Raw genomic sequence first — 26,990 nt, forward strand, 5'->3', positions numbered from 1 at the left:
CGCGAGGAGGCTCGCATGCCGTCCCACCGAAAGCTCCGCGCCGCGGCCGTCGTCTGCGCCGTCGCCGTCGTCACCGGTCCCGCACCTGTCGCGGCCTGGGCCGCGACGACCGGCAGCGCGGCCGCCGCACCCTCGGTGTCGGCGCCGTCGCCCGATCCGTTCTCCGGTCTCACCGCCGACGAGATCGGCGACAAGGCGGTCACCGCGACCCGGTCGGCGACCTCGCTCCGGATGACCGGCCGGGTCGTCACGGAGGGACAGCCCCTCGACATCGACTTCGCCGTGAACGACCGCGACGAGTGCACCGGCGTGATGAAGATCAAGGGCGGCACCGCCGAGCTCCGCAAGATCGACCGGATCACCTACATGAAGGGCGACGAGGCCTTCTGGCGCGTCTCCATGGCCTCCCAGGGCATGCCCGACGCCCAGATCGACCCCACGGTCGAGCTGGTCAAGGGCCGCTGGCTGAAGATCGCCCCGGGGCAGGCCGGCAGCGCCGACCTCAGCGGCGTCTGCGACCTGAAGTCGCTCCTCGCCGACCTCGACGAGGACAAGGCGGAGCGCCGCGGACTGACCAGGGGCCCCGACGCCGAGGTCGACGGCACCCCCGTCGCGACCCTGGTCAAGAAGAAGGCCGAAGACGAGACCACCACCGTGTCCGTGTCCCAGGAGGGCAAGCCGTACATCCTGAAGATGGTCAAGGCCGGTGGCGAGGAACCGGGCGCGATGGTGCTCTCCGACTACGACAAGCCCGTCCGCGTGGTCGTCCCGCCCGCCGACGAGACGGTGGACCTGTCCAAGCTCGGCGGGGGCACGCCCGCGTGACGAGGATCCCTCGCGGGATCGGAGGCGGACCGGACCGGACTGTCGGTCCTCCGCGTTAGCCTCTTTGAGGTGACCGCACGAATCACCGACCCCGAGCAGCTCAAGGAGCTCCTCGGCATCCCCTTCACCCCGGAGCAGACGGCCTGCATCACCGCGCCGCTCGCCCCGCAGGTCGTCGTGGCCGGAGCCGGCTCCGGCAAGACGACGGTGATGGCCGCCCGGGTGGTCTGGCTGGTCGGCACGGGCCAGGTCGCCCCCGAGCAGGTCCTCGGTCTCACCTTCACCAACAAGGCCGCCGGTGAGCTCGCCGAACGCGTCCGCACCGCTCTCGTCCGCGCCGGAGTGACGGACCCCGACGTCATCGACCCGGACGATCCCTCGGGCGAGCCCCGCATCTCCACGTACCACGCGTTCGCCGGTCAGCTCCTCACCGACCACGGCCTCCGCATCGGGCTCGAACCCACCTCCCGGCTCCTCGCCGACGCCACCCGCTACCAGCTCGCCGCCCGCGTCCTGCGCGAGGCCCCCGGCCCGTACCCGGCGCTCACCCGCTCCTTCACGACCCTGATCACCGACCTGCTCGCCCTCGACGCCGAGATGGCCGAGCACCTCGTGCCGCCGGAAAGACTTCTCTCGTACGACTCCGCGCTGCTCACCGCCCTCGCCGAGGCCAAGCTCAGCAACGCCGAGCTGCGCAAGATCCCCGAGGCCGCCACCGCCCGCCGCGAACTCCTCGACCTCGTCGTCCGCTACCGGGCCGCCAAGCGCTCCCGCGACCTGCTCGACTTCGGCGACCAGATCGCCCGCTCCGCCGAACTGGCCACCACCCGGCCCGAGGTCGGCGAGATCCTCCGCGACGAGTTCCGGGTCGTCCTCCTCGACGAGTACCAGGACACCTCCGTCGCCCAGCGCCTGCTGCTCTCCGGCCTCTTCGGCCAGGGCACCGGGCAGCGGGCGACCGGCCACGCGGTGACCGCCGTCGGCGACCCCTGCCAGGCCATCTACGGCTGGCGCGGCGCCTCCGTCGCCAACCTCGACGACTTCCCCGAGCACTTCCCGTACGCGGACGGCAGCCCCGCCGACCGCTACTCGCTCTCCGAGAACCGGCGCAGCGGCGGCCGCCTCCTCGACCTCGCCAACGGACTCGCCGCGCCCCTGCGCGCCATGCACGCGGGCGTGGAGGCGCTGCGCCCCGCGCCCGGCGCCGAGGCCGACGGAAGCGTCCGCATCGCCCTCCTCCCCACCCACGCCGAGGAGATCGACTGGCTCGCCGACTCCCTCGCCCACCTCGTCCGCACCGGCCGGGAGCCCGGCGAGATCGCCGTCCTGTGCCGCACGGCCACCGACTTCCCCGCCATCCACGCGGCCCTCGTCGCCCGTGACGTACCCGTCGAGGTCGTCGGCCTCTCCGGTCTCCTCCACCTGCCCGAGATCGCCGACCTGGTCGCCGTCTGCGAGGTCCTCCAGGACCCGGGGGCCAACGCCGCCCTGGTCCGCCTCCTCACCGGCCCCCGCTGGCGCATCGGCCCCCGCGACCTCGCCCTCCTCGGCAGGCGGGCCCGTCACCTCGTCCACCGCGGCGGCGACGAACCCGACCCCGAGCAGCGGCTCGCCGCCGCCGTCGAGGGCGTCGACCCGGCCGAGGTCGTCTCCCTCGCCGACGCGCTCGACACCTTCCTCGACTCCGGCGGTGCGGCCGACGACGGCCTCCCCTTCTCCGCCGACGCCCGGGTCCGCTTCGCGCGCCTCGCCGCCGAGCTGCGCGCCCTGCGCGGCTCGCTCGCCGACCCGCTCATGGACGTCCTGCACCGGGTGCTCTCCGCGACCGGCCTCGAAGTCGAACTCTCCGCCTCCCCGCACGCGCTCGCCGCCCGCCGCCGCGAGACGCTCGGCCACTTCCTCGACATCGCCGCCGGCTTCGCCTCCCTGGACGGCGAGGCGAGCCTCCTCGCGTTCCTCGGCTACCTGCGCACGGCCGTCCAGTTCGAGAAGGGCCTCGACAACGCCCTGCCCGGCGGCGAGAACACCGTCAAGGTCCTCACCGCCCACAAGTCCAAGGGCCTGGAGTGGGACGTCGTCGCCGTCCCCGGCCTGGTCACCGGCCAGTTCCCCAGCGCCCGGGCCCGCGAGTCGTGGACCTCGCAGCCGCAGGTCCTCCCGCACGCCCTGCGCGGCGACGCGGCCACGCTGCCGGCCGTCGACACCTGGAACGCGAAGGCCCTCACGGCCTTCAAGAACGAGATGCGGGACCACCAGCACACCGAGGAACTCCGCCTCGGCTACGTCACCTTCACCCGCCCCCGCACCCTCCTCCTCGGCTCGGCCCACTGGTGGGGACCGTCCCAGAAGAAGCCCCGAGGCCCGTCGGACTTCCTCCAGACCCTGTACGCCCACTGCGAGACGGGCCACGGGGAGATCGAGGCATGGGCGGAAGAACCGGAGAAGGACGCGAAGAACCCGACGCTGACGGAGGCGAAGGACGACGAGACGTGGCCGCTCCCGCTGGACGGGGAGTCGTTCAGGCGCCGCCGGGAAGCGGCCGAGCTCGTCCGCACCCGGTTGTGGGCACTCGTTCCGCGGGGCGGAACGGGCGGGCACGACCCCACCGGCGCGGCGCCCGACCTCCCGGACCCGCACCCGGAGGACCTCTGGCCGGAAGAGGCGGAACCCGTCTGGGACGAGGACGAAGAGGCCCTCCCCGAAGACACCCACGCGGACGCGGTCCCCGCACCCCGGGAGCCCGAGGCACTGCCCTCGGAGCCGGAGCCGGAGCGGTACAGCGAGCTCACCCCCGAGGACGCGCGGGCCATCGCCTCCTGGGACCGCGACCTCACCGCACTCACCACCGAACTCCGCCGTGCCCGCGCCACCACCCGTGACGTCGTCCTCCCCGCGTACCTCTCCGCCTCCCAGGTCCTCCGCCTCGCCGCCGACCCCGACGGCTTCGCCCAGGAGCTGGCCCGGCCCATGCCGAAGGCCCCGCAGCCGGCGGCCCGCCGGGGCACCCGGTTCCACGCCTGGGTGGAGTCCCGGTTCGAGGAGCTGCCGCTGCCGTTCCTCGGTCCGGAGGACCTGCCCGGCGGGGAGGACTTCGCGGGGGAGCCGGAGATCCTCGACGAGCGGGACCTCGACGAGCTGAAGGAGGCCTTCGCCCGTACCGAGTACGCCCACCGCACCCCGTACCGCGTCGAGGTCCCCGTGCACCTCTCGCTCGGCGGCCGGGTCGTCCGCGGCCGGATCGACGCCGTCTACCGGGACCCGGACTCCGGCGCGTACGAGATCGTCGACTGGAAGACGAGCCGGCTGCGCACCGCGGACCCACTCCAGCTCGCGATCTACCGGCTCGCCTGGGCCGAGCAGCACGGTCTCGCGCCCGAGGACGTGGCCGCCGCCTTCGTCTACGTACGGACGGGCGAGGTCGCCCGCCCCACCCGCCTGCCCGGCCGGGCCGAGCTGGAGGCCCTCCTCCTCGGAGAGCCGGCACCCGACGCCGGTCAGGCCCTCCTGCCGGGCGGGGCACCCCCGGGCGCCGGATAGGCTCGGGGACATGAGCGAGACCCCGGACAGCGCCGTCCACGCCGTACGTACGTACATCGAGCAGCACCGTGCCGCCTTCCTCGGCGACCTCGCGGAGTGGCTGCGCATCCCCTCCGTGTCGGCGCAGCCGGACCGCGCCGGGGACGTACGACGCAGTGCCGAGTGGCTCGCCGCCAAGCTCACCGAGACGGGTTTCACCACGGTCGAGGTCTGGGAGACCGACGGCGCTCCCGCCGTCTTCGCCGAGTGGCCCTCCGACGACCCGGCCGCGCCGACGGTCCTCGTCTACGGCCACCACGACGTGCAGCCCGCCGCCCGCGAGGACGGCTGGCACACGGACCCGTTCGAACCGACCGTGGTCGACGGACGGATGTACGCGCGCGGGGCGGCCGACGACAAGGGGCAGGTGTTCTTCCACACCCTCGGCGTCCGCGCGCACCTCGCCGTCACCGGCCGCAGCGCGCCCGCGGTCAACCTCAAGCTGATCGTCGAGGGCGAGGAGGAGTCCGGGTCCCCGCACTTCCGGACCCTCGTCGAGACGCACGCCGAGCGCCTCGCCGCCGACGCCGTGATCGTCTCCGACACCGGCATGTGGTCCGAGACCACTCCCACCGTGTGCACCGGCATGCGCGGGGTCGCCGACTGCGAGATCGAGCTGTACGGCCCCGACCAGGACATCCACTCCGGCTCCTTCGGCGGCGCCGTGCCGAACCCGGCCACCGTCGCCGGCCGGATCGTCGCCGCCCTCCACGACGCCGACGAGCACGTGGCGATCCCCGGCTTCTACGAGGGAGTGACCGAGCTCGGCGACGCCGAGCGCGCCCTCGTCGCCGAGCTGCCCTTCGACGAGGCCGCCTGGCTGCGTACGGCGAAGTCGCACGGCACCCTCGGCGAGGCCGGCTTCTCCACCCTGGAGCGGGTCTGGGCCCGCCCCACCGCCGAGGTCAACGGCATCGGCGGCGGCTACCAGGGCCCCGGCGGCAAGACGATCGTCCCCGCCTCCGCCCAGCTCAAGCTGTCGTTCCGGCTGGTCGCCGGCCAGGAACCGGCCAAGATCGAGCTCGCGGTGCGGGACTGGCTCGCCGGTCTCGTCCCCGCCGGCATCCGGTACGAGATCGTCTTCGGCGCCCCGACCCGCCCCTGCCTCACCCCGCTCGACCACCCCGCCCTCAAGGCGGTCGCCGGGGCCATGAGCCGGGCCTTCGACGGCGCCAAGGTCCGCTACACCCGCGAGGGCGGCTCGGGGCCTGCCGCCGACCTCCAGGACGTCCTGGAGGCACCCGTCCTGTTCCTCGGCATCTCCGTCCCGTCCGACGGCTGGCACGCCCCCAACGAGAAGATCGAGCTCGATCTCCTCATGAAGGGCGTCGAGACGACCGCGCACCTGTGGGGCGACCTGCCCGCCGCCCTCCTCGTCGCCGCGCGCTGAACCCACACACCGATCCGGGGGAGTTGGAAGCACCTGTGAGCACCTTGAAGAACGCGTCAGCGGATCGCCCGATCTCGCTCACCGCTCCGAGCGGCATCGACCGCGCCGCGCACCACCGCCTCGACGAGGCGTGGCTGGCGGCGGCCTGGAGCCACCCCACCACGCGGGTCTTCGTGGTCTCCGGGGGCCAGGTGCTGATCGACGACACGGCGGACGGCACGACCGAACTCGTCATGACCCCGGCCTTCGAGGCCCCGGTCACCGAGACCCACCGCTACTTCCTGGGCACGGACGCCGAGGGCGTCTCCTACTTCGCGCTCCAGAAGGACTCCCTGCCCGGCCGCATGGACCAGTCCGCGCGGCCCGCCGGGCTCAGGGAGGCCGGGCTGCTGCTGTCGGACCGGGACGCGGCCCTCATGGTGCACGCGGTGGCCCTGGAGAACTGGCAGCGCCTCCACCGCTTCTGCTCGCGCTGCGGCGAGCGCACGGTCATCGCCGCCGCCGGACACATCCGCCGCTGCCAGGCGTGCGGCGCCGAGCACTACCCGCGGACCGACCCCGCGGTGATCATGCTGGTCACGGACGAGGAGGACCGGGCGCTGCTCGGCCGCCAGGTCCACTGGCCCGAGGGCCGCTTCTCGACCCTCGCCGGTTTCGTCGAGCCCGGCGAGTCCATCGAGGCGTCGGTGGTCCGCGAGGTCTTCGAGGAGGCCGGTGTCACGGTCGGCGAGGTCGAGTACATCGCCAGCCAGCCCTGGCCGTTCCCGTCCAGCCTGATGCTGGGCTTCTTCGCCCGCGCGACCTCCTCGGAGATCACCGTGGACGGCGAGGAGATACACGAGGCCCGCTGGTTCTCCCGCGAGGACCTGGCCGCCGCCTTCGAGTCGGGCGAGGTGATCCCGCCGTACGGCATCTCGATCGCCTCCCGGCTGATCGAGCGCTGGTACGGCAAGCCGCTGCCGAAGCCCGGCGACGTGATCTGAGACGTACGACACGTTCCGCCCATGCACGAGGAACCCCCGGCCGGTCCGTACCGGTCGGGGGTTCCTCGTGTGCTGCGGGCCGGGTGGCTCAGACGGTGAGCGCCTGCTTCACCTGGGCGAGGCTCGGGTTCGTCAGGGTCGAGCCGTCCGGGAAGAGGACGGTCGGAACGGTCTGATTTCCGCCGTTCGCCTTCTCGACGAAGGCCGCCGAGTCGGGGTCCTGCTCGATGTTGATCTCCGTGTACGCGATGCCCTCGCGGTCCATCTGGCTCTTCAGCCGACGGCAGTAGCCGCACCACGTGGTGCTGTACATCGTCACAGTGCCCTGCATGGCGAGGCGCTCCTCTTGGTTCGCTGACGGGTGCCGAGAGGAAGAACGTACGCCCCGTCCCGGCCATTCCCGGAATTCGTATGACCGCGGACGCCGCCTGTGGACAAGCCTCCGCGGCAAGCTCGGCGGACCTGGCAGCATTGGGGGGTGACAGCAGCAACGCACTCCACTCTCTTCCCACAGGTCCCGGAGACGGCCGACGCGGTGCTCGACGGGCTCGACCCGGAGCAGCGCGAGGTCGCCCTGGCCCTGACCGGCCCGGTGTGCGTGCTGGCGGGTGCCGGCACGGGCAAGACGCGGGCGATCACCCACCGCATCGCGTACGGGGTGCGGTCGGGCAGACTCCAGCCCTCCAGTGTGCTGGCCGTCACGTTCACCAACCGCGCCGCGGGCGAGATGCGTGGCCGGCTCCGGCAGCTCGGCGCGGGCGGAGTCCAGGCGCGCACGTTCCACTCCGCGGCCCTCCGTCAGCTCCAGTTCTTCTGGCCGAAAGCAGTCGGTGGCGATCTGCCCCGGCTCCTGGAGCGGAAGATCCAGCTGGTCGCCGACGCCGCGGCCCGCTGCCGGGTCCGGCTCGACCGGAACGAGCTGCGGGACGTCACCGGCGAGATCGAGTGGGCCAAGGTCACCCAGACCGTCCCCGCCGACTACCCGGCCATCGTCGCCAAGGCCCACCGGGACGCCCCTCGCGATCCGGCGGAAATCAGCCAGATCTATGCGATGTACGAGCAGCTGAAGCGCGACCGCTCGGTGATCGACTTCGAGGACGTGCTGCTGCTCACCGTCGGCATCCTCCAGGACCGGCACGACATCGCCGACCAGATCCGGAGCCAGTACCAGCACTTCGTGGTGGACGAGTACCAGGACGTCTCCCCGCTCCAGCAGCGGCTGCTCGACCTGTGGCTCGGCGACCGCGACAACCTCTGCGTCGTCGGCGACGCGAGCCAGACCATCTACTCCTTCACCGGGGCCACGCCCGACCACCTGCTGAACTTCCGCACCCGCCACCCCGGGGCCACGGTGGTCAAGCTGGTCCGCGACTACCGCTCGACCCCCCAGGTCGTCCACCTCGCCAACGGACTGCTCAGCCAGGCCCGCGGCCGGGCCGCCGAGCACCGCCTGGAGCTGATCTCCCAGCGCGACCCCGGCCCCGATCCCGTCTACACGGAGTACGCGGACGAGCCGACCGAGGCCGAGGGCACCGCGCGCCGCATCCGGGACCTCGTCGCCGCCGGCGTCCCGGCCGGCGAAATCGCCGTCCTCTACCGGATCAACGCCCAGTCCGAGGTGTACGAGCAGGCCCTCGCCGACGCCGGAGTGCCCTACCAGCTGCGCGGCGCCGAGCGCTTCTTCGAGCGCCAGGAGGTACGGGAGGCGGGCATCGCCCTGCGCGGCGCGGCCCGTGCGGGGGGCAACGACTCCCTCCTCGACGACGCCGAGGACCTGCCCGCGCAGGTCAGGGCCGTCCTCTCGACCAAGGGCTGGACCTCGCAGCCGCCCTCGGGCTCCGGGGCCGTCCGGGACCGCTGGGAGTCCCTCGCCGCCCTCGTCCGGCTCGCCGAGGACTTCGCCCGCGCCCGGTCCGGGGCCACCCTCTCCGACCTGGTCGCCGAACTCGACGAGCGGGCCGCCGCGCAGCACGCGCCGACCGTGCAGGGCGTCACCCTCGCCTCGCTGCACTCCGCCAAGGGCCTCGAATGGGACGCCGTCTTCCTGGTCGGCCTCACCGAGGGCATGATGCCCATCACCTACGCCAAGACCGACGAGCAGATCGAGGAGGAGCGGCGCCTGCTGTACGTCGGCGTCACCCGCGCCCGGCTCCACCTCACGCTGTCCTGGGCGCTCTCCCGTTCCCCGGGCGGCCGGGCCTCCCGGCGCCCCAGCCGCTTCCTCAAGGGCCTGCGGCCCGGCTCCGGCTCCCTCGGCACGATCGCCTCGGGCGGGGCCGGCTCCTTCGAGCGGGGCGCCGCGGCCGGCCGCCGCAAGCCGCGCGGCCCCGTTCTCTGCCGGGTCTGCGGGGCGACCCTCACCGAGGCGGGCGCCATGAAGCTCATGCGCTGCGAGGACTGCCCCTCGGACATGGACGAGGCGCTGTACGAGCGGCTCCGCGACTGGCGTGCCGATCAGGCCAGGGAGCTCGGCCAGCCGGCGTATTGCGTGTTCACCGACAAGACGCTGATGGCCATCGCCGAGCGGGTCCCCGCCACCGGCGGGGAGCTCTCCTCGATCTCCGGCGTCGGCGCCCGCAAGCTCGACCGCTTCGGCGCCGAGGTCCTGGCCATCTGCGCAGGTGGGGACGGAGGGACGGGCCTCGACGACAGCTGAGCAAAACTCGTGGGAAAAATAGTTTGCGCACGCCCCGTCAAGCCCCATAGGTTCTTAACCACGGGAACAGCGGCTTCTAAGAAGCCCTGTCTCTGTGCTGTACTTGTCCAAATAAACATGAGGGTCCGGCTCGCACCCGAGCCCTCCGAGACGCCGAGAGGAGGCGATTCCACGTGATCAGCAACGTCATTCAGACCAGCACCGCCAGCTTCATCAGCCGTGCCGGCTTCGTCAGCACCGTCAAAATGACCGATCGCTCCGTCGTCTCCGCCTGCTCGCTCGGCCTCTCCGCCTCGGCGTTCATTGGCACCGGTCTGCCCGTCTCCGGCTTTGCCGGTGCCGGTCTGCTGCCTGCCGTGGAGCTTCGCAATGAGCGACCGACCAAGGCACTGGAAGCAGGAGCAGCAGGCAAGGCCAAGGCCTATGACTTTGCGGCGACCGGTGCCGGCACCCAGCAGCAGACGACGACGCACCACCACAAGATGTGGGCCTTCCGTGGGCTCGAACCCTGGAGTGATCCAGTCTGATCCATGATCAGACCGGCGCCTTCAGGGCCGCGGAACCCCACCCGGGATCCGCGGCCCTTTTGTTTGTCTCCGAACGGGGACGACGACACGAGGACGCCTCGGGACAGACGCACCCCGGTACCAGCCGAAACCCCGGTCAACAGGCCGGAACGACCAGACGAGGAAAGACCACCGTGCAACTCGAAGCGCACGCCCCGTCCGTACCGCCTTCCGAATCGATCGCCCAGCCCGGCCGCCCCACGGAGGACCCCACTTTGACCCCCCTCAGCACGCTCACCGCGCTCGACGACGCCATCGAGAACCTCGGCGTCCCCGTCCCCTGTCGCGCCTACGACCCGGAGGTCTTCTTCGCGGAGTCCCCGGCCGACGTCGAGTACGCGAAGTCCCTCTGCCGGACCTGCCCGCTCGTGGCCGCCTGCCTCGCCGGCGCCCAGGAGCGGCGCGAGCCGTGGGGCGTCTGGGGCGGCGAGCTCTTCGTCCAGGGCGTGGTCGTTGCCCGCAAGCGGCCCCGTGGCCGTCCGCGCAAGAACCCGGTCGCGGCATGAGCGCCACCGGAACCATCGACCGCCCCCTCACGCACGATCCCCAGAAGCAGGCCCCGATGACCTCTTCCACCAGCGAGCCCGCCGGCTCCGCGACCCCAGTCTTCTTCCCCTCCGCCGCGCCCACCGCGCGTCAGAACAGGACCCGTGAAATGCAACTCGCCCCAGAAGCCCTCGCCCGTGCCCATATGCACGAGCGTCACCGTGAGGCCGACGCGGAACGCCAGGCCGTGCGCCTGGTCGCCGCCCGACGCATGCAGCGCCGCGCCGAGCGCGTCTCGCTGCGCGCCCGCCGCGCGCTGGCCATGGCCGTCATGAACTGACGACCGCCATGCACTGATCAACCCGCGCCCCCAGGGGCGCCCCCGCGGGGGCCGGTCCGAACGGACCGGCCCCCGCGGTGCGTTGTCGGGTCCCCGGCGCTTCGTCGGGTTATCGTCACGAGGGTGAACGACGCCCGTACCCCCGAGGGGCCCCTCGTCTGCGCGCGCTGCGGCAAGACGGCCGACACCCTGCCGCTGACCTGGACCTGTTCGGTGGAGAACGGCCGGCGCAGCTACTTCTGCGAGGACTGCGCCCGCGCCAACATCCGTGCGATCGAAGGCCGCCTCGACTCCTCCTGGTGGTGACCCCGTCAGTCCGAGGCGGCCGCCACGAAGCCCGGCAGCCACTCCTCCAGCTCGGCCCGCAGGCGCACCGTCGCGTTCAGCTGGCACAACACCCCGATGGTGCTCAGCGTCACCCGGTGTATCAGCAGGTACGAGGGCGGCAGGTTGAGCTGCTTGCCCAACTGGTGGGCGGGGGAGCGCGGGTCGGCGATGCGGGCCGCCTGGGTGCGCATCCAGCCGCGGGTGAAGAGGAAGGACTCCGCCTCCGCCGGTTCGATGATCGGCAGCAGGTACTCCAGGACCGCGTCGGGGTCGAGCGCCACGGACTTCTTGACGAAGCCGTCCGCCCGCAGCAGCTCGTAGACGGTCTCGGCCTCACCTTCCAGCGTCATCCGCAGACAGGTGCCGATCGTCTCCGGCAGCCCGCCCGGCAGCCGGTCCACCGTGCCGAAGTCGAGCACCCCGAGCCGCCAGCCCTCCGGTCCCTCGTCCTCGCCGGCACCCGGCAGCAGCCGGAAGTTCCCCGGGTGCGGATCGGCGTGCAGCAGACCGGTGCGCGCGGGGCCCGAGAAGAGGAAGCGGGCCAGGAGCTGGCCCGCCCGGTCCCGCTGCTCCGCCGTACCGTCCGCGATCACCTCCGCGAGCGGGATGCCGTCCATCCACTCGGTCACCAGGACCTGATCCGCCCGGTGCACCACCGCCGGCACCAGTACGTCGGGGTCGTCCGCGAACTCCTCCGCGTGCTTCTGCTGGGCCGCCGCCTCCAGGGCGTAGTCCAGCTCCTCCGAGACCCGGTCCCGCATCTCGGTGATCAGCGGCTTGATGTCCATCCCCGGGATCAGCGGGCCGAGCAGCCGGGCGAACCGGCTCAGCTGCGTCAGGTCCGAGAGCAGTGCCTCCCCGGCGCCCGGGTACTGCACCTTCACCGCGACCTCGCGCCCGTCGTGCCACACGGCCCGGTGCACCTGCCCGATCGACGCGGCCGCCGCCGGCTTCTCCTCGAACTCCAGGAACAGCTCCCGCCACTCCGTGCCCAGCCGCTCCTCGAGGACGGCGTGCACGGTGCGCGTCGGCATCGGCGGCGCCGCGTCCTGAAGCTTCGTCAGGGCCGCCCGGTAGGGCCCGGCCACCTCCTCGGGAAGGGCCGACTCGAAGACGGACAGCGCCTGCCCGAACTTCATGGCCCCGCCCTTGAGCTCACCGAGCACCTTGAACAGCTGCTCGGCCGTGCGCTGCTGGAGCTCGCGGGCGACGAGCTCCGCCGATCTCCCGCCGATCCGCTTGCCCAGGCCCCAGGTGGCCCGGCCCGCGAAGCCGAGCGGCAACGCCGCCAACTTGGCGGTCCGGGTGACCGCCTTCCGGGGAAGATCAGACATACGCCCCTCCAAAACCCAGACTGCCGTGCCGCGCAGGGCGGTTACCCCTGCCGTGCCGCGCAGGGCCGTTACCCCGCCATTGTGTCCTGCGCGCCTCCGGCTGCGGAGGCACGCTCCCCCTCTCCGCCGCGCGCCGCCCCGCAGGGGCAGGCCGGATGGGGTCTCAGCCGCTCCGCCCGCCACTCCAACAGCGGCAGCGACGTCTCCCAGCGGGTACCGGTGCTCGCCGGGAGATCCCCGTCGAGGAAGGCCAGCGCGTGCGCGGCGGCGAGACCCGCCACCGCCGTCGCGAGACCCAGGTCGCAGGCGGGCAGGGGATGGCGGGCGCCGGAGCGCCACTGGGCCAGCAGCCGGGGCCAGTCCGACTCCCGGTCCGTCCGCTCCTCCTGAAGACACCGCGCGCACGCCGTGCCGCCCGGCAGGACGAGCGGCCCGACGACTCCCGTCGCCTCCAGGACCCCGGCGTACAGGTGCGGGGTCCCCGTGGTGACCCACCGCTGTGCCGGAAGCGGATCGGGGACGTACGCGCCGAGACCGTCCCGCGGCGTCACCACGACGAGTGACAGCCCGACGCCGCCGGAGCCCTCACCCGGTCCGCCCGGGCCGCGCGACCTCCGCCACCGGCCGACCAGCCGGCGGGCCGCCGTCGCCCGGCGTTCGCCGACCGCCTCGGCCGGCAGTCCGCCCGGGGCCGTCTCCCAGGGCTCGACCCGGCCCGAGTCGACGACCTCGACCCCGCCCACGCCCGCCGCCGCGAGCAGCACCGCCACCATCGACCCCACCCGCCCCGCGCCCCGGACCTGGACGCGCACGGCCCGCCGGGCCGCCAGGGTCCGTACCGCCCGCTCCGGCCCGGGGTGGACGACGGAGAGGGAGGCGAGATCGGCGCGGAGCGGATCGAGGGCGGTGTCCACCGCGCCGACCACAGGCCCGGTCCTCCCCGGCCGCCCGGTCGAGGCGTCGGCGAGCAGTCCCGCCGACTCGAGCCGCCCGAGCAGCGCGTCGAGACGTCCGGACGGCAGGCCGAGGGTCCTCGCCTCGGCCCGGAGCAGCTCGGCGCCGCGGGTGCCGTCGAGCAGCCCGAGCAGGGTCCCCGTCGCCTGGTCGACCGGGTCGAGCACCACCGCGTGCGCCGGGGTGACCCCGAACTGCACGCTGCGAAGACTCCGCCAGGCGCGCCGCAGCGCCGGTTTCACCATCGGATGCATTTCCCCCGCCCCCCATTCATGATCGACAGCTTCATGATCGACAACGGCCTTTCGCCGCCGAGTCGAGAATGCCCCGCCGCCGTGACGGTCGCCGAAAGTTGTCCACAGGCGAGGGGATTAATCATTCGAATCGTGTGGGGTGTGAGCGGATCGTTGCCGAAACCACCCCGGAGGCGGGACTTCCCCCGCTGACAGCGGGTAACGTCGGGGCCGTGCCCGCCGACCCACAGCGCAGCGTGACCGACAAGCCGCACCGCGGTGCGGGGACGAGTGCGGTCGAGGTCCGCAGAAGCCCACGACGGAGCAGAACCGTCTCGGCCTACCGCGAGGGCGACCGGACCGTCGTGCTCATCCCGGCCCGGATGTCCGAGGCCGAGGAGCGCCGCTGGGTCGGCGTGATGCTGGACAAACTCGCCGCCCAGGAGAGCCGCAGCGTCCTCGGGGACCGCGAGCTGACCGAGCGGTCGCTGCGGCTGTCCGAGCAGTACTTCGGCGGCCGGGCCCGCCCCAGCTCCGTGCGCTGGGTCACCAACCAGAACACCCGCTGGGGCTCCTGCACCCCCTCCGAGGGCAGCATCCGCCTCTCCCACCGGCTCCAGGGCATGCCCGAGTACGTCGTCGACTACGTCCTCCTGCACGAGCTGGCCCATCTGCTCGTCCCCGGGCACGGCCCCGGGTTCTGGCGGCTCCTGGAGGCGTATCCCCGCACCGAGCGGGCCCGCGGCTACCTGGAGGGCGTGGTCGCCGCCGAGCGCCTGCCGCACCTCCCGGGCGCTCGCGAGGAGTGACTCCGTCCGCTTGCGAGGGGCCCCGGCCGCTCGCGGGGAGTGATCCCGGCGGTACGCGCGCGTGACCGGGGTTTCCCGATTCCGTACCGAAAACGACCTGCGCTGTCTCAATGTCGCACTCAGCGGCTAGCCTGGCGCGAGCATTCGCCATTCGGGATGGGGGACGGTCGTTACGCATGGGCAGGGAATTCCAACGCGGCCACAAGGCCAAGATCAGTGATCTCACCGCGGGTACCGATCTGTACATCGGTGTGCAGATCGCGGCCCCCGGACTGACCTTCGACATCAGCTGTTTCGGACTCGACGCGGACGAGCGGCTCTCCGACGACCGCTACTTCGTCTTCTTCAACCAGCCGAAGACGCCCGAGGAGTCCGTCCAGCTGCTCGGGGCGCAGTCCGGTGACACCGAGTCCTTCCGCGTGACTCTCGACCGTATCCCCGCCGACATCCACAAGCTGTCGTTCACCGCGACCATCGACGGCGCCGGCCAGATGTCGCAGGTCGGCCCCGGTCACCTGCGGATCGTGGCGGGCGGCGAGGAGGTCGCCCGGTACGCCTTCACCGGCGCGGAGTTCACCACCGAGCGCGCGGTGATGCTCGGCGACTTCTACCTCAAGGACGTGTGGCGGTTCGCCGCCGTCGGCCAGGGCTTCGACGGTGGCCTCGACGCGCTCCTGAGGAACTTCGGCGGCGAGGTCGCCGAGGAGGAGCCCGCCCAGCAGCAGGCCGCGCCCGGCTTCGCCCCGCCGCCGCAGGCGACGGCGCCCCCGGCGTTCGGCGCCCCCGCGGCCCCGGCGCCCGCGCCCGCCTTCGGCGCGCCCCCGGCGCCCGCACCGGCTCCCGCCCCCGCGTTCGGCGCTCCGCCGGCTCCACCCGCGCCCGTGCCGCCCGCTCAGCCGGTGCACACGGCGCCGACCATGGTGGCGCCGATGGCGCCCGCCCCGGTCCCGCCGCCCGCACCGGCTCCCGCCCCGTACGGGCAGCAGCCTCCCGCCTACGGCCAGGTCCCGGGACAGCCTCCGGGCCAGTACCCCGGCCAGGTGCCGCCGCAGGCGCCCGGCCAGTACCCCGGTCAGCAGCCGCCGGCGCCCGGCTACGGCCAGGCCGCCCCCGCCCCGTACGGTCAGCAGCCGTCGTACGGTCAGCAGCCCGGCGTCCCGCAGGGTGTCCCGGCGACCGGAGCGGGCCTCGCCGCCGCGCTCGCGCCGTACAAGGAGACCCCCACCGGCGCCCGCTGGACCCCGCAGAACCAGCAGCTCATGCGGGTCGACCTGGCCATGGGCGGCATGCCCGTGCTCGCCCGGCAGGGCTCCATGGTCATGTACCAGGGCAAGGTCGACTTCTCCCACAAGGGCGCCGGCTTCACCGGCCGGATCGTCGGCAACGCCACCGGCCAGGAGATGCAGCTGATGCGCTGCACCGGCCGCGGCCAGCTCTTCCTCGCCGAGGAGGGCGCCCACCTGCACCCGATCGAGCTCCAGGGCGACGGCATCTGCGTCTCCGCGGAGAACGTCCTCGCGTTCGACGAGTCCCTGCAGTACGAGGTGCGGCGCATCGAAGGCCACGGCATCCCCGGCGGCGCCCTGTTCACCATGCAGTTCCAGGGCACCGGCACCGTCGTCGTGAAGACCCACGGCGTGCCCGTGGTGCTGCCCGTCACGCCGACCACCTTCGCCGACTGCAACGCCGTCGTGGCGTGGTCGTCCGCGTCCCAGGTCATCCTCTCCAGCCAGGTGCGGCTCCGCCGCAACGCCTACCCCGGCCACAGCGGAGAGACCGTGAACCTCCAGTTCCGGGGAGCCCCCGGCAACTTCATCGTCGTCCAGCCCTACGAGGTCTGAGGGAGCCCGAAGTCATGAACCAGCAATTCGCGGGCTACGCCCCGACCCCCGTCGCGGCCCGGATGGAGAACCACGGCCGCGCCATGCTCCAGGTGGCCATGGCCTCCGGCCAGGACCTCTACGCCCGGACCGGCTCGATGGTCTCCTACGAGGGCTACATCACCTACGAGCCCAACCCGCCCGCCGCCCGCCAGGTCGCCCAGCAGTGGGTCACCGGCGAGGGCGCGCCCATCATGAAGTGCTCCGGCGACGGACTGCTGTACCTCGCCGACTACGGCGCCGACGTCGTCGTGATCAACCTGCAGAACGACTCGCTCTCGGTCAACGGCACCAACCTGCTCGCCTTCGACGCGCACCTCCAGTGGGGCGTCGAGCGGGTCAAGGGACTCGCCAAGTTCGCCGGTCAGGGCCTGTTCAACGTCGAGATCGCCGGCACCGGCTGGGTCGCCCTGACCTCGCGCGGCACCCCGATCGTCGTCGACTGCGGCCGCGGCGACGACGAGACGTACGTCGACCCCGACGCGCTCGTCGCCTGGTCGCCGTCGCTCAAGGTCAAGGGCAAGCGCAGCTTCAAGGCGTCCTCCCTCATCGGGCGGGGCAGCGGCGAGGCATTCCAGATGGCCTTCTCGGGCCAGGGCATCGTCGTCGTACAGCCGAGCGAGGACAGCACCGACCGCCTCCGGGTCCGGGGCTGAGGGGGAGCGAGAACACACCATGCAGAGCCCGCTTTTCAACCACGCCGAACAGCAGAGCCAGGAGCGGTACGTCATCCAGAACCCGCAGCTCCTGCGGGTCAGCCTCACCGGGCAGGACGACGTCCTGGCCCGCAAGGGCGCCATGGTCGCGTACCAGGGACTCGTCGACTTCGACGGCGAGTACAAGACCCCCGGCCAGCGCCGGGCCCAGGCCCGCACCGGTGAGGGCCTCGACCTGATGCGCTGCTCCGGCCAGGGCACGGTCTACCTCGCCAACCTCGCCCAGTACGTCCACGTCGTGGACGTCGAGCAGGAGGGCCTGACCGTCGACAGCGCCTACGTCCTGGCGCTCGACTCGACCCTTCACACCGAGGTCATCGCCGTCGACAGCCAGTACGGCGTCTCCGGCACCGGCAAGTACCAGCTCAACATCTCCGGCCGCGGCCGGGTCGCCCTGATGACCTCGGGGCAGCCGCTGATGATGCAGGTCACGCCCGAGAAGTACGTGAGCGTCGACGCGGACGCCATCGTCGCCTGGTCCACCGGGCTGCGCGTCCAGATGCAGGCGCAGACGCACAGCTCCAGCGTCCGCACCCGCCGCGGCAGCACCGGCGAGGGCTGGGAACTCAGCTTCCTCGGCCAGGGTTTCGCGCTCGTCCAGCCCAGCGAGGTCATGCCCCCGCAGAACGCGGCCATCGGCCAGGGCATCGCCGCCCAGTTCGGCGCCGGACAGCACGGCTCCCACGCCCAGAACCAGAACAACGCCTGGAACTAGGCACCGGACGGACGTGAGGGGCGGTCGGCATGCCGACCGCCCCTCACGCGTGCGTGCCCTACGAGAGCCGCGCCAGCGTGCCCTCCAGGAGACGGACCACCGACGTGTCCGCCACGCCCGCCACCTCCTCGTACGTGAACCAGCGCAGGTCCAGCGACTCCTCGCTGATCTGCTCCACCGCACCGGCCGGGGCCAGCGCCGCGTACTGCACGTCCAGGTGCCAGTGGCAGGGCGCCGGGATCGGATGCCGGTCGAGCCGCACCGGGCCGCCCGGCAGCAGGGTCAGCCCCGTGATCCCCGACTCCTCGGTGGCCTCCCGCAGCGCGGCCGCCTCGACCGTCGCGTCACCCGCCTCGCAGTGACCGCCCATCTGCAGCCACATGCCCAGCTTCTTGTGCAGGGTCAGCAGCACCCGCCCGCGCGCCGGGTCGACCACCAGCGCGCTGGAGGTCAGATGCCCGGCCCCACAGGGCTTGTACATGCCGTCCGGATGCGCGTCCAGGTGTGCCAGATACAGGTCGCGGAGCTCCGGCTGGTCCTCGTACCCCTTGAGGACGAGGACCGCGTCGTCGTGCAGAGTCACTCCTTGCCGTCCCCGTCTTCCGGGGCATCGCCCTTGGCAGCCTCGCCGAGCATCTTGTCGATCTCGGAGAAGTCGAGGTGCTCGCGGTGCACGAAGCCGTCCGGGTCGTCCAGGTCGGTCGCCGTCGGCAGCATGTCCGGGTGCTCCCACAGGCCGTCACGGCCGTCGACCCCGCGCGCGTCGGTCAGCGACGCCCACAGACGCGCCGCGTCCCGCAGCCGCCTCGGCCGCAGCTCGAGACCGATCAGCGTGGCGAAGGTCTGCTCGGCGGGACCGCCCGAGGCCCGGCGCCGGCGCAGCGTCTCGCGCAGCGCGTCCGCCGACGTGAGGCGCGACTTGGCGGCCTCGTGGACCACCGCGTCCACCCAGCCCTCGACCAGGGCGAGCGCCGTCTCCAGACGGGCCAGGGCCGCCTTCTGCTCCGGGGTGTCCTCCGGCTGGAACATGCCCTGCTGGAGGGCCTCCTGAAGCTGCTCCGGGTGCGTCGGGTCGAGCTGGCCCACCGCCTCCTCCAGCTTCGAGGTGTCGACCTTGATCCCCCGCGCGTACCCCTCGACCGCGCCGAACAGATGCGCGCGCAGCCACGGCACGTGGGCGAAGAGACGCTGGTGCGCGGCCTCGCGCAGCGCCAGGTAGAGCCGCACCTCGTCGGAGGGCACGCCCAGGTCCTTGCCGAAGGCCTCGATGTTCAGCGGCAGCAGCGCGGCCCGGCCCGCGGGCCCGAGCGGCAGACCGACATCGGTCGAGCCGACGACCTCACCGGCGAGCGCGCCGACGGCCTGCCCGATCTGCTGGCCGAACATGGCGCCGCCCATGGAGCGCATCATGCCGATCAGCGGGCCCGCCATGGCCTGCATCTCCTCCGGCAGGACGTCGCCCATCGCCGAGCCGACCCGCTCGGCGACCGGGTCCACGAGCTGCTGCCACGCCGGCAGCGTCGCCTCGACCCACTCCGCGCGGCTCCACGCCACGGCCGTGCTCGCGCCCGAGGGCAGCGAGGTCACGCCGTCCAGCCACAGGTCGGCGAGGCGCACGGCCTCCTCGACCGCTGCCTTCTCCGCCGGGCCCACGCTGGCGTCCTTGGTGCCGTCCGCGGTGCCCTGGGCCACCACCTGGCGCGCGATCTGCTTGGCCATGTCCCAGTTGACGGGACCGCCCTCGTAGCTCAGCATCTGGCCGAGCTGCTGGAAGGCCGCACCGAGATCGTTGGGGTTCAGCGAGCCGAACATCGCCGCGAACGGATTGTCCGCTCCGCTCTGACCGCCCAGCCCGCCCATGCCGGGCAGCCCGCCGAAGCCGAACGGGTTCGCCCCGAACGGATTGCCGCCGCCCTGGCCCCCGGACCCCTGGCCACCTCCGGCGGGGTCCTTCTTCTTGCCCTCGTCGCCGTTCTCCGGCTCCTCCGGCGGAAGGCCGAATCCGAATGGGGTGTCACTCACAGGTTTCCTCGGCTCGTAGGGCCGCCGGCCTCCTGCCGACGGCGACTGCCCGACCAGGGCCTGTCCAGACAGGCCCCGCACACCACCAGCGTAGACATCCGGGCCGGAAATGGGCTCGGTGCTCCGCCGGGCCGTGCCCTGCGGCAGGATGGACGCCACCTGGTCCGTACGCGTCATCCGTGTACGTACTGAAGACAACCGCTGGAGACGCCCGGTGAGTTCCCCAGATCCACAGGTTCGCGGAGCGCGAAACCTCTCAACCCGGTCCGCCGCGCGCGGCCCCGTCGTCGCGGTCACCGGTGCCGCTTCCGGTGTCGGTGACCTGCTGACCAGGCGCCTCGCCGCGTCCGACGAGATCAAGAAGGTCGTCGCCATCGACGAGCGCCGGGGCGAGGTCGCCGAGGCGCAGTGGCACATCCTCGACGTGCGCGACCCGGCCATCGCCGAGAAGCTGCGCGGCGCGGACGTCGTCGTGCACCTCGCCGTCGATCTCGACCTGGAGACCGACCCCGCCGCCCGGACGGCCTACAACGTGCGCGGCACGCAGACCGTGCTGACCGCCGCGGCCGCCGCCGGGGTCCACCGGGTGGTGCTGTGCACCTCCGCGATGGTCTACGGCGCGCTGCCCGACAACGACATCCCGCTCTCCGAGGACGCCGAGCTCAGGGCCACGGCGGAGGCCACCGGCGTGGGCGACATGCTGGAGATCGAGCGCCTCGGCCGCCGGGCCCCGCGCGCGCACCCCGGCCTCAACGTCACCGTGGTCCGCCCGGCCGTCCTCATCGGCGGTACGGACACGGCGCTGACCCGCTACTTCGAGTCGCCCCGGCTGCTCGTCGTCGCCGGCTCCCGGCCCACGTGGCAGTTCTGCCACGTGGAGGACCTGGTCAGCGCCCTGGAGTACGCGGCCCTCGAGAAGGTCGAAGGGGAGTTCGCGGTCGGCTGCGAGGGCTGGCTGGAGCAGGAGGAGGTCGAGGAGCTCTCCGGGATCCGGCGCATGGAGCTGCCCTCGGCCGTCGCCCTCGGCGCCGCGGCGCGGCTCCACCGGATCGGGCTCACCCCGTCCCCGGCGGGCGACCTCGCCTACACGATGCACCCGTGGGTGGTCAGTGTCGGACGCCTGCACGACGCCGGCTGGCGGCCGAAGTGGACGAACGAGGAGGTCCTCGCGGCGCTCCTGGAGGAGGTCGAGGGCCGTCACACGGTCGCCGGCCGTCGGCTGGGCCGCAAGGACGCCACGGCGGCGGGCGCGGCCGGTGCGACGGTGGCCCTGCTCGGTACGGCGGCGCTCGTCCGGCAGATGCGGAAGCGGCGCGGGATCTGACCGGGGAGGGGCGCGTCAGCCTGTAGGACCCTCCTACGGAGGCCGCCGACCACCGGTCGAAACCGCTATTCCGGGATCTCGCGCGCGTACGGCACGATGGACGCATGGCACCGACGTCGTTTGACCACCCCGGCGAGCAGGCCGCCGCCGATCCGATCAAGCTCCTCGCGATCCGGGAGACCCCGCTCTCCCTCGACGAGGTCTTCCGAGCGGTCGGGGACGACGCCTCCGGCGGCACGACGCTTTTCGTGGGCACCGTGCGCAACCACGACGGCGGCGCCGACGTCGACGGTCTGGGCTACTCCTGCCACCCCACGGCCGAGGCGGAGCTGCGCCGGGTCGCGGAGAAGGTCGTCGCCAACCACCCGGTCCGCGCGCTGGCCGCCGTGCACCGGGTGGGCGACCTGGCCGTGGGCGACATCGCGGTGATCGTGGCCGTCTCCTGCCCGCACCGCGGTGAGGCCTTCGAGGCCTGCCGCAAGCTCATCGACGACCTCAAGCACGAGGTCCCCATCTGGAAGCACCAGACCTTCTCGGACGGCACAGAGGAGTGGGTGGGGGCCTGCTGAAGCCCGCCACCCCCTGGCTTGGGGGTCCCCCCCCGGCCGAAGGCTGGGGGAGGGTGGGGGCCTGCTGAAACCCGCCACCCGTGCGTGTCGCGGCGGCAAGCCGACGCGCCGACAGGGCGTAGCCGAACGCCCGATTTGCGTAACCGCCCCCCAGGCGCGAGCGTTGACCTCACAGATGACAGAGTCTGCTGATCAACTCACTGGGGATGGGAGGTCGGGATGGCAGCGCTGGCCTGGTTGCTGATTCCGCTTTTCGCAGTCGTCGGCGCGGCGATATGGGGAAGCTGGGCTTCGAGGAACAAGACGATAGGTGACGTGGCCGAACTCGCCGGCTACGCACGCTTCCGGGACGCGATGGAACGCGCCCACACCACGACCCCCGATTCCGCTCGTGCCGAGCGCGAGCCGGCCGCCGCCGCGGGCGGTGCCGCCACCTCGCCGTCGAGCTGACGCCGGCCCGCCTCGTACGGACCGCCCCAGGGGTGCACCCACAGGCGAGTCCCGTACTGTCGTTCCATGCCACGCCGCACCGCGACGATGCTCGCCTCCACCCTGGTCCTGATCTGCCTGCTCATCGCGGGCGTCCTGATCCCGGTGCCGTACGCGGAGATGAGCCCGGGCCCCACGGTCAACACCCTCGGCGAGGCCAGGGGAGAGCCCGTCCTGCACATCGAGGGACGCAAGACCTACCCGACCGACGGGCACCTCAACATGACGACGGTCCGCGTCACGAGCGCGGACTACAAGATGAACGCCGTCGAGGCCGTGTACGGCTGGCTGGCCCACGACAACGTGGTGGTGCCCCACGACACCCTCTACCCGGACGGCAAGACCGAGGAGGAGTCGAGCCAGGAGAACGCCGAGGAGTTCAGCCAGTCCCAGGAGAGCGCCAAGGTGGCCGCCCTCAAGGAGCTGAACATCCCGGTCGTCTCCCGTGTCGTCGTCGGCACCGTGATCAAGGGCTCGCCCTCCGAGGGCAAGCTGCACGCCGGTGACGTGATCAAGGCCGTCGACGGGGTGGCGATCACCGCGCAGGCCGATGTCGCCAAGCAGGTCGTGAAGCGGAAGCCCGGCCAGGACGTCGAGTTCACGATCGTCCCCGCCAAGGAGGCGGCCGCCGCCGAGAAGGCCCGCAAGGAGCCCACCGTCACCCGGAAGGTGGTCATCACGACCACCACGTCCGAGGAGGGCGACCGGGCCGTCGTCGGCATCCAGGCCGGCACCGACCACGTCTTCCCGTTCACGATCGACATCAACCTGGCCGACGTCGGCGGCCCCAGCGCCGGGCTGATGTTCGCGCTCGGCATCGTCGACAAGCTCACCCCCGAGAGCCTCACCGGCGGCCGCTTCGTCGCGGGCACCGGCACCATCGACGACGAGGGCAAGGTCGGCCCGATCGGCGGTATCGAGATGAAGCTGGTCGGCGCGCGCAACGCCGGTGCCCAGTACTTCCTCACCCCGGCCGACAACTGCGAGAACGCCGCGAGGGACACGCCCGACGGGCTCACCCTCGTCAAGGTGGACACCATCGACGACGCCACGAAGTCCCTGGAGAAGCTCCGCGCGGGCGACACGAAGTCCCTGCCGAGCTGCTCGAAGGGCTGAGTCCGCCTCCGTACGTGAGAAGGGGCGCCCGGTCACCGACCGGGCGCCCCTTCCGCTGTCGTGCGGAGGTCAGCTCTCGAAGGTCGCCGCCAGCGCCTCGGCGAGGCCCGGCACCAGGTCGGGGCCGGTCAGGACCTCGGTCGCGGTGTCCTTCTCGCGGAGCCGGATCGCCGCCTCGCGGGCACCGCCGCGCAACACGGCCACGGTCATCCGTACCTCCTGGCGGTCCGGGTGGGCGGCCACCCACTTGGCGAGCTGCTTCTCGTTCAGGCCCTGCGGGACCTGGGCCTCCGCCGACGGAGGCAGCATGAGCCGCTCCACCGTCATGGCGCAGCCGGCCACGCCCGCCGGCCAGGCAACCGTGCCGAGGAATTCGTCGAGGGGCTTCCCGCGCGGCAGCTTGTCCTGCTCGATCGGGGTGTAGGCGGTGGCATCGTCACCCAGGCCCAGCTGGGAGGCGAGCGCAGGTTCCTTGGCGCGCAGCCGTGCGGTGTCGACCAGGGCGAACAGACGGGCCGGCTGGTCCCAGCCGAGGCCCGCCGCGTACTCGTCGATCTCGAGTACCGCGCGGGTGAGGGGGCTCGCGGCCATTGCCGGGCCGGAGGGGGAAACGTTGGACATGACCAACATCCTGCCTCCTCTTCCCCTGAACACGGGAACTAGGTAAAGCCTCAGTAAGTTGCACCATTGGGCTCTACGATCGCTGGGCCTGCTTTCAGACGCATCAACATCGAGGGGCGCACGTTGGCTTTCCAGATGCCGGACCGCGGCGGTAGCCCGTCCGGGCCAAGGATGAGAGTCGGCCGGCCGTCCCGGCGGGCCCGTACCCTGCTCATGACACTCGGGGTGCTGGCCGTTCTGGCCATGGCGTTCGTGATGTTCGCCGGGTTCTGGACGGACTGGCTCTGGTACCGCTCGGTCAAGTACTCGTCCGTGTTCACGACCACGCTGTGGACCAAGATCGGCCTCTTCGCCGTCTTCGGTCTGCTGATGGGGCTCGCCGTCGGCCTGAACATCTGGCTGGCGTACCGGCTGCGGCCGCCGCTCAGCGCGATGTCGCTGGAGCAGCAGAGCCTCGACCGGTACCGGATGGGACTCGCCCCGTTCAAGAAGTGGGTGCTGCTCGCGGTCACCGCCCTGGTGGCGCTGATCGCCGGCGCCTCCGCCTCGGGCCAGTGGCGCACCTGGCTGATGTGGGTCAACGGCGTGAAGTTCGGCGAGAAGGACCCGCAGTTCGGGCTCGACGTGTCGTTCTACGCGTTCGACCTGCCCTGGTACCGCTTCCTGCTCGCCTTCGGCTTCGCCGCCGTCGTCCTGTCGCTGATCGCCGCCGCGCTCACGCACTACCTGTACGGCGGGCTGCGGATCACCAGCCCGGGCGCGCGGGCCACCGCCGCGGCCACCGGCCACCTCTCGGTGCTGCTCGGTGTCTTCGTGGCGCTGAAGGCCGTGGCGTACTGGCTCGACCGGTACGGCCTGGCCGTGAAGTCCAGCGACTTCAAGGCCACCGGCAACTGGACGGGCCTGCGGTACGTCGACGCCAACGCCTACCTGCCGGCGAAGACCATCCTGTTCTGCATCGCCGCGATCTGCGCCGTGCTGTTCTTCGCCACGCTCTGGCGCCGCACCTGGCAGCTGCCGGTGATCGGCTTCGGCCTGATGGTGCTCTCCGCGATCCTGATCGGCGGCCTGTACCCGGCCATCGTGCAGAAGTTCCAGGTCCAGCCGAACGAGCAGGCCAAGGAAGCGCAGTACATCCAGAAGAACATCGACGCGACCCGCAAGGCGTACGCGATCGACGAGACGAAGCTCGAGAACTACTCGGGCAAGTCGACGGTGAAGGCCAAGGACCAGCTGCGCAGCAACGCCGACTCGGCGGCCAGCTACCGCGTCCTCGACCCGAACATCGTGTCGCCGACGTTCCAGCAGCTGGAGCAGAAGCGGAAGTACTACCAGTTCCCGACCACCCTGGACGTGGACCGGTACGCGGGCAAGGACACCGTCGTCGGTCTCCGTGAGCTCAACATCAAGGGCATCCCGAAGCGGAACTGGATCAACGACCACTTCACCTACACCCACGGCTACGGCGCGATCATGGCCGCGGGCACGCAGACGGACGCCAACGGCTCCCCGGTCTTCACCGAGGCCGGCCTGCCGACCACGGGGATGCTCGGCACGTACCAGCAGCGGATCTACTACGGCGAGAAGACCGATCAGTACTCGATCGTCGGCGGCCCGCAGAAGGAGCTGGACTACGAGGAGAACGGCGAGAAGACCACCAGCTACGAGGGCAAGAGCGGGGTCAACCTCTCCAGCACCTTCAACCGCGCCGCCTACGCGGTCGCGTTCAGCGAGCCGCAGATCCTCTACTCGGGGGCCATCGGCGAGGGCTCGCGGATCCTCTACAACCGCACGCCCAAGGAGCGCGTCGAGGCCGTCGCGCCCTGGCTGACCATCGACGGCGACGCCTACCCGGTGGTCGTCGACGGCCGGATCCAGTGGGTCATCGACGCCTACACGACGACCAACGGCTACCCGTACGCCTCGCGCACCACGCTCGGCGACACCACCGCCGACTCGCTGACCGTCGGCAACCAGCAGCGCGCTGTCGTCGCCCAGCAGAACCAGGTCAACTACATCCGCAACTCGGTGAAGGCCACCGTCGACGCCTACGACGGCACGGTGAACCTCTACCAGTGGGACACGCAGGACCCGGTCCTGAAGACCTGGATGAAGGCGTTCCCGGGCACGGTCAAGGCCAAGTCCGAGATCGACGGCGACCTGATGCAGCACCTGCGGTACCCGCAGGACATGTTCAAGGTCCAGCGGGAGCTGCTGACCCGCTACCACGTCACCGACCCCGCGCAGTTCTACAGCGGCTCGGACGCCTGGCAGGTGCCGGACGACCCGACCAACAAGGACGGCAACGCGGTCCCGCCGTACTACCTGAGCATGAAGATGCCCGGGGACACGGCGCAGCGCTTCTCGCTGACGACGACGTTCACGCCGAGCGGCCGGCCCAACCTGGGCGGCTTCATGGCGGTCGACGCCGACGCCACCAGCAAGGAGTACGGCCGGCTGAGACTGCTGCGGGTCACCGAGGACGTACCGGGTCCGGCGCAGGTGCAGAGCAAGCTCAACGGTCTGCCCTCCGTCGCCACCTTCGTCCGGGACATGAAGGGCGCCGACTCCGACATCCAGTACGGCAACCTGCTGACCGTCCCGCTCGACGGCGGGTTCCTGTACGTGGAGCCGGTGTACGCCCAGGGACGCAACGCGCTCTACCCGCTCCTGAAGAAGGTCGCGGTGTCGTACGTGGACGCGGACCAGCCGGAGGGTGACACGACCAAGGACACCACGGTGTTCGAGGACAACCTCACCAAGGCGCTCAACGCGGTCTTCGGGGTGGAGGCGCCGACCACGCCGCCGCCCACCTCGCCGACGACCCCGCCGGGCACCACCAACCCGCCGCCGGCGTCCAACGACGCCGCGCTCAAGCAGGCGATCTCGGACGCCCAGAAGGCGTACGACGCGGGCGAGGCGGCTCTGGCGAAGGGCGACTGGGCGGCGTACGGCAAGGCCCAGGAGGACCTCCAGGCGGCTCTCCAGAAGGCCGCCGAGGCCGGGGCGAAGCTCAAGACGACGGGATCAGGCGGCTGACCTGAGGTTTTCCACCCCGC

The 26,990-nt window shown here is 72.0% G+C and carries 24 protein-coding genes; 18 read left to right on the forward strand and 6 right to left on the reverse strand.

Annotated features, from left to right (window positions below; translation table 11 throughout):
• Positions 1-15: 15 nt before the first annotated feature.
• The 4 genes from E0F75_RS11420 (at position 16) to nudC (ending at position 6,774) form a co-directional block, all read left to right on the forward strand.
• Complete coding sequence (locus tag E0F75_RS11420) at positions 16-825, forward strand: hypothetical protein (protein ID WP_187622399.1); 810 nt, start codon at positions 16-18, stop codon at positions 823-825.
• A gap of 69 nt (positions 826-894) precedes the next feature.
• The gene (locus tag E0F75_RS11425; RefSeq protein ID WP_187622400.1) at positions 895-4,362 is read left to right on the forward strand and encodes a UvrD-helicase domain-containing protein; all 3,468 of its coding nucleotides are present in this window, start codon (positions 895-897) and stop codon (positions 4,360-4,362) included.
• 10 nt (positions 4,363-4,372) lie between these two features.
• A complete protein-coding gene (locus E0F75_RS11430) occupies positions 4,373-5,791 on the forward strand; it encodes a dipeptidase (RefSeq protein ID WP_187622401.1) in 1,419 nt (472 codons plus the stop codon).
• Positions 5,792-5,826: 35 nt separating this feature from the next.
• Positions 5,827-6,774, forward strand: a complete 948-nt coding sequence (gene nudC / locus E0F75_RS11435) for an NAD(+) diphosphatase (protein ID WP_187622402.1) — start codon at positions 5,827-5,829, stop codon at positions 6,772-6,774.
• An 88-nt stretch (positions 6,775-6,862) separates the two neighbouring features.
• Here nudC and E0F75_RS11440 read toward each other — a convergent pair whose 3' ends face one another.
• Entirely contained in the window at positions 6,863-7,105 is a 243-nt protein-coding gene (locus E0F75_RS11440; RefSeq protein WP_187622403.1) for a mycoredoxin, read from the reverse strand.
• A 147-nt stretch (positions 7,106-7,252) separates the two neighbouring features.
• Between E0F75_RS11440 and E0F75_RS11445 the strand changes: the two genes are divergently transcribed.
• From E0F75_RS11445 to E0F75_RS11465, 5 genes are all read left to right on the forward strand, one after another.
• Positions 7,253-9,430 carry an ATP-dependent DNA helicase UvrD2 gene (locus E0F75_RS11445; protein ID WP_187622404.1) on the forward strand — a complete coding sequence of 726 codons (2,178 nt, stop codon included), beginning with the start codon at positions 7,253-7,255 and terminating at the stop codon, positions 9,428-9,430.
• Between the two features lie 173 nt (positions 9,431-9,603).
• Positions 9,604-9,957: a hypothetical protein gene (locus E0F75_RS11450; RefSeq protein ID WP_374115390.1), complete on the forward strand. Its 354-nt coding sequence runs from the start codon at positions 9,604-9,606 to the stop codon at positions 9,955-9,957.
• Between the two features lie 173 nt (positions 9,958-10,130).
• Complete coding sequence (locus tag E0F75_RS11455; RefSeq protein ID WP_030320770.1) at positions 10,131-10,502, forward strand: WhiB family transcriptional regulator; 372 nt, start codon at positions 10,131-10,133, stop codon at positions 10,500-10,502.
• Positions 10,499-10,822 (forward strand): hypothetical protein, encoded by a 324-nt coding sequence (locus E0F75_RS11460; RefSeq protein WP_187622405.1) that lies wholly within the window; start codon positions 10,499-10,501, stop codon positions 10,820-10,822. Before E0F75_RS11455 ends, E0F75_RS11460 begins: the two co-directional genes overlap by 4 nt.
• Before the next feature lie 123 nt (positions 10,823-10,945).
• Positions 10,946-11,128, forward strand: coding sequence for a hypothetical protein (locus E0F75_RS11465; RefSeq protein ID WP_055600984.1), 183 nt, complete (start codon positions 10,946-10,948; stop codon positions 11,126-11,128).
• Positions 11,129-11,133: 5 nt separating this feature from the next.
• Here E0F75_RS11465 and E0F75_RS11470 read toward each other — a convergent pair whose 3' ends face one another.
• Together E0F75_RS11470 and E0F75_RS11475 are read right to left on the reverse strand one after the other, a co-directional pair.
• Positions 11,134-12,483: an AarF/ABC1/UbiB kinase family protein gene (locus E0F75_RS11470; RefSeq protein ID WP_187622406.1), complete on the reverse strand. Its 1,350-nt coding sequence runs from the start codon at positions 12,481-12,483 to the stop codon at positions 11,134-11,136.
• Positions 12,484-12,551: 68 nt separating this feature from the next.
• Entirely contained in the window at positions 12,552-13,691 is a 1,140-nt protein-coding gene (locus E0F75_RS11475) for a TOMM precursor leader peptide-binding protein (RefSeq protein ID WP_187622407.1), read from the reverse strand.
• Positions 13,692-13,903: 212 nt separating this feature from the next.
• Between E0F75_RS11475 and E0F75_RS11480 the strand changes: the two genes are divergently transcribed.
• From E0F75_RS11480 to E0F75_RS11495, 4 genes are all read left to right on the forward strand, one after another.
• Positions 13,904-14,479, forward strand: a complete 576-nt coding sequence (locus E0F75_RS11480) for a M48 family metallopeptidase (protein ID WP_187622408.1) — start codon at positions 13,904-13,906, stop codon at positions 14,477-14,479.
• Between the two features lie 176 nt (positions 14,480-14,655).
• Positions 14,656-16,320 (forward strand): TerD family protein, encoded by a 1,665-nt coding sequence (locus E0F75_RS11485; RefSeq protein WP_187622409.1) that lies wholly within the window; start codon positions 14,656-14,658, stop codon positions 16,318-16,320.
• Positions 16,321-16,334: 14 nt separating this feature from the next.
• Positions 16,335-17,015, forward strand: a complete 681-nt coding sequence (locus E0F75_RS11490; protein WP_187622410.1) for an AIM24 family protein — start codon at positions 16,335-16,337, stop codon at positions 17,013-17,015.
• A gap of 19 nt (positions 17,016-17,034) precedes the next feature.
• Positions 17,035-17,790 carry an AIM24 family protein gene (locus E0F75_RS11495; RefSeq protein ID WP_187622411.1) on the forward strand — a complete coding sequence of 252 codons (756 nt, stop codon included), beginning with the start codon at positions 17,035-17,037 and terminating at the stop codon, positions 17,788-17,790.
• Positions 17,791-17,848: 58 nt separating this feature from the next.
• Here E0F75_RS11495 and E0F75_RS11500 read toward each other — a convergent pair whose 3' ends face one another.
• Both E0F75_RS11500 and E0F75_RS11505 read right to left on the reverse strand, forming a co-directional pair.
• Positions 17,849-18,373, reverse strand: a complete 525-nt coding sequence (locus tag E0F75_RS11500; RefSeq protein WP_187622412.1) for an NUDIX hydrolase — start codon at positions 18,371-18,373, stop codon at positions 17,849-17,851.
• The gene (locus E0F75_RS11505; RefSeq protein WP_187622413.1) at positions 18,370-19,812 is read right to left on the reverse strand and encodes a zinc-dependent metalloprotease; all 1,443 of its coding nucleotides are present in this window, start codon (positions 19,810-19,812) and stop codon (positions 18,370-18,372) included. The genes E0F75_RS11500 and E0F75_RS11505 overlap by 4 nt, the downstream gene beginning before the upstream one ends.
• A 214-nt stretch (positions 19,813-20,026) precedes the next feature.
• On the opposite strand from E0F75_RS11505, the gene E0F75_RS11510 reads away from it, so the two are divergent.
• From E0F75_RS11510 to E0F75_RS11525, 4 genes are all read left to right on the forward strand, one after another.
• A complete protein-coding gene (locus E0F75_RS11510; RefSeq protein ID WP_187622414.1) occupies positions 20,027-21,136 on the forward strand; it encodes an SDR family oxidoreductase in 1,110 nt (369 codons plus the stop codon).
• 104 nt (positions 21,137-21,240) lie between these two features.
• Positions 21,241-21,705 carry a molybdenum cofactor biosynthesis protein MoaE gene (locus E0F75_RS11515; protein ID WP_187622415.1) on the forward strand — a complete coding sequence of 155 codons (465 nt, stop codon included), beginning with the start codon at positions 21,241-21,243 and terminating at the stop codon, positions 21,703-21,705.
• 315 nt (positions 21,706-22,020) lie between these two features.
• The gene (locus tag E0F75_RS40710; RefSeq protein ID WP_374115399.1) at positions 22,021-22,155 is read left to right on the forward strand and encodes a hypothetical protein; all 135 of its coding nucleotides are present in this window, start codon (positions 22,021-22,023) and stop codon (positions 22,153-22,155) included.
• Between the two features lie 66 nt (positions 22,156-22,221).
• A complete protein-coding gene (locus E0F75_RS11525; RefSeq protein WP_187622416.1) occupies positions 22,222-23,310 on the forward strand; it encodes a PDZ domain-containing protein in 1,089 nt (362 codons plus the stop codon).
• Between the two features lie 69 nt (positions 23,311-23,379).
• Here the strand turns inward: E0F75_RS11525 and E0F75_RS11530 are convergent, their stop codons facing one another.
• Complete coding sequence (locus E0F75_RS11530) at positions 23,380-23,931, reverse strand: PPA1309 family protein (RefSeq protein WP_187622417.1); 552 nt, start codon at positions 23,929-23,931, stop codon at positions 23,380-23,382.
• Positions 23,932-24,066: 135 nt separating this feature from the next.
• Between E0F75_RS11530 and E0F75_RS11535 the strand changes: the two genes are divergently transcribed.
• A complete protein-coding gene (locus tag E0F75_RS11535; RefSeq protein ID WP_187622418.1) occupies positions 24,067-26,970 on the forward strand; it encodes a UPF0182 family protein in 2,904 nt (967 codons plus the stop codon).
• Positions 26,971-26,990 lie beyond the last annotated feature (20 nt).

Source organism: Streptomyces sp. CB02980, assembly GCF_014451325.2.
Taxonomy (GTDB): domain Bacteria; phylum Actinomycetota; class Actinomycetes; order Streptomycetales; family Streptomycetaceae; genus Streptomyces.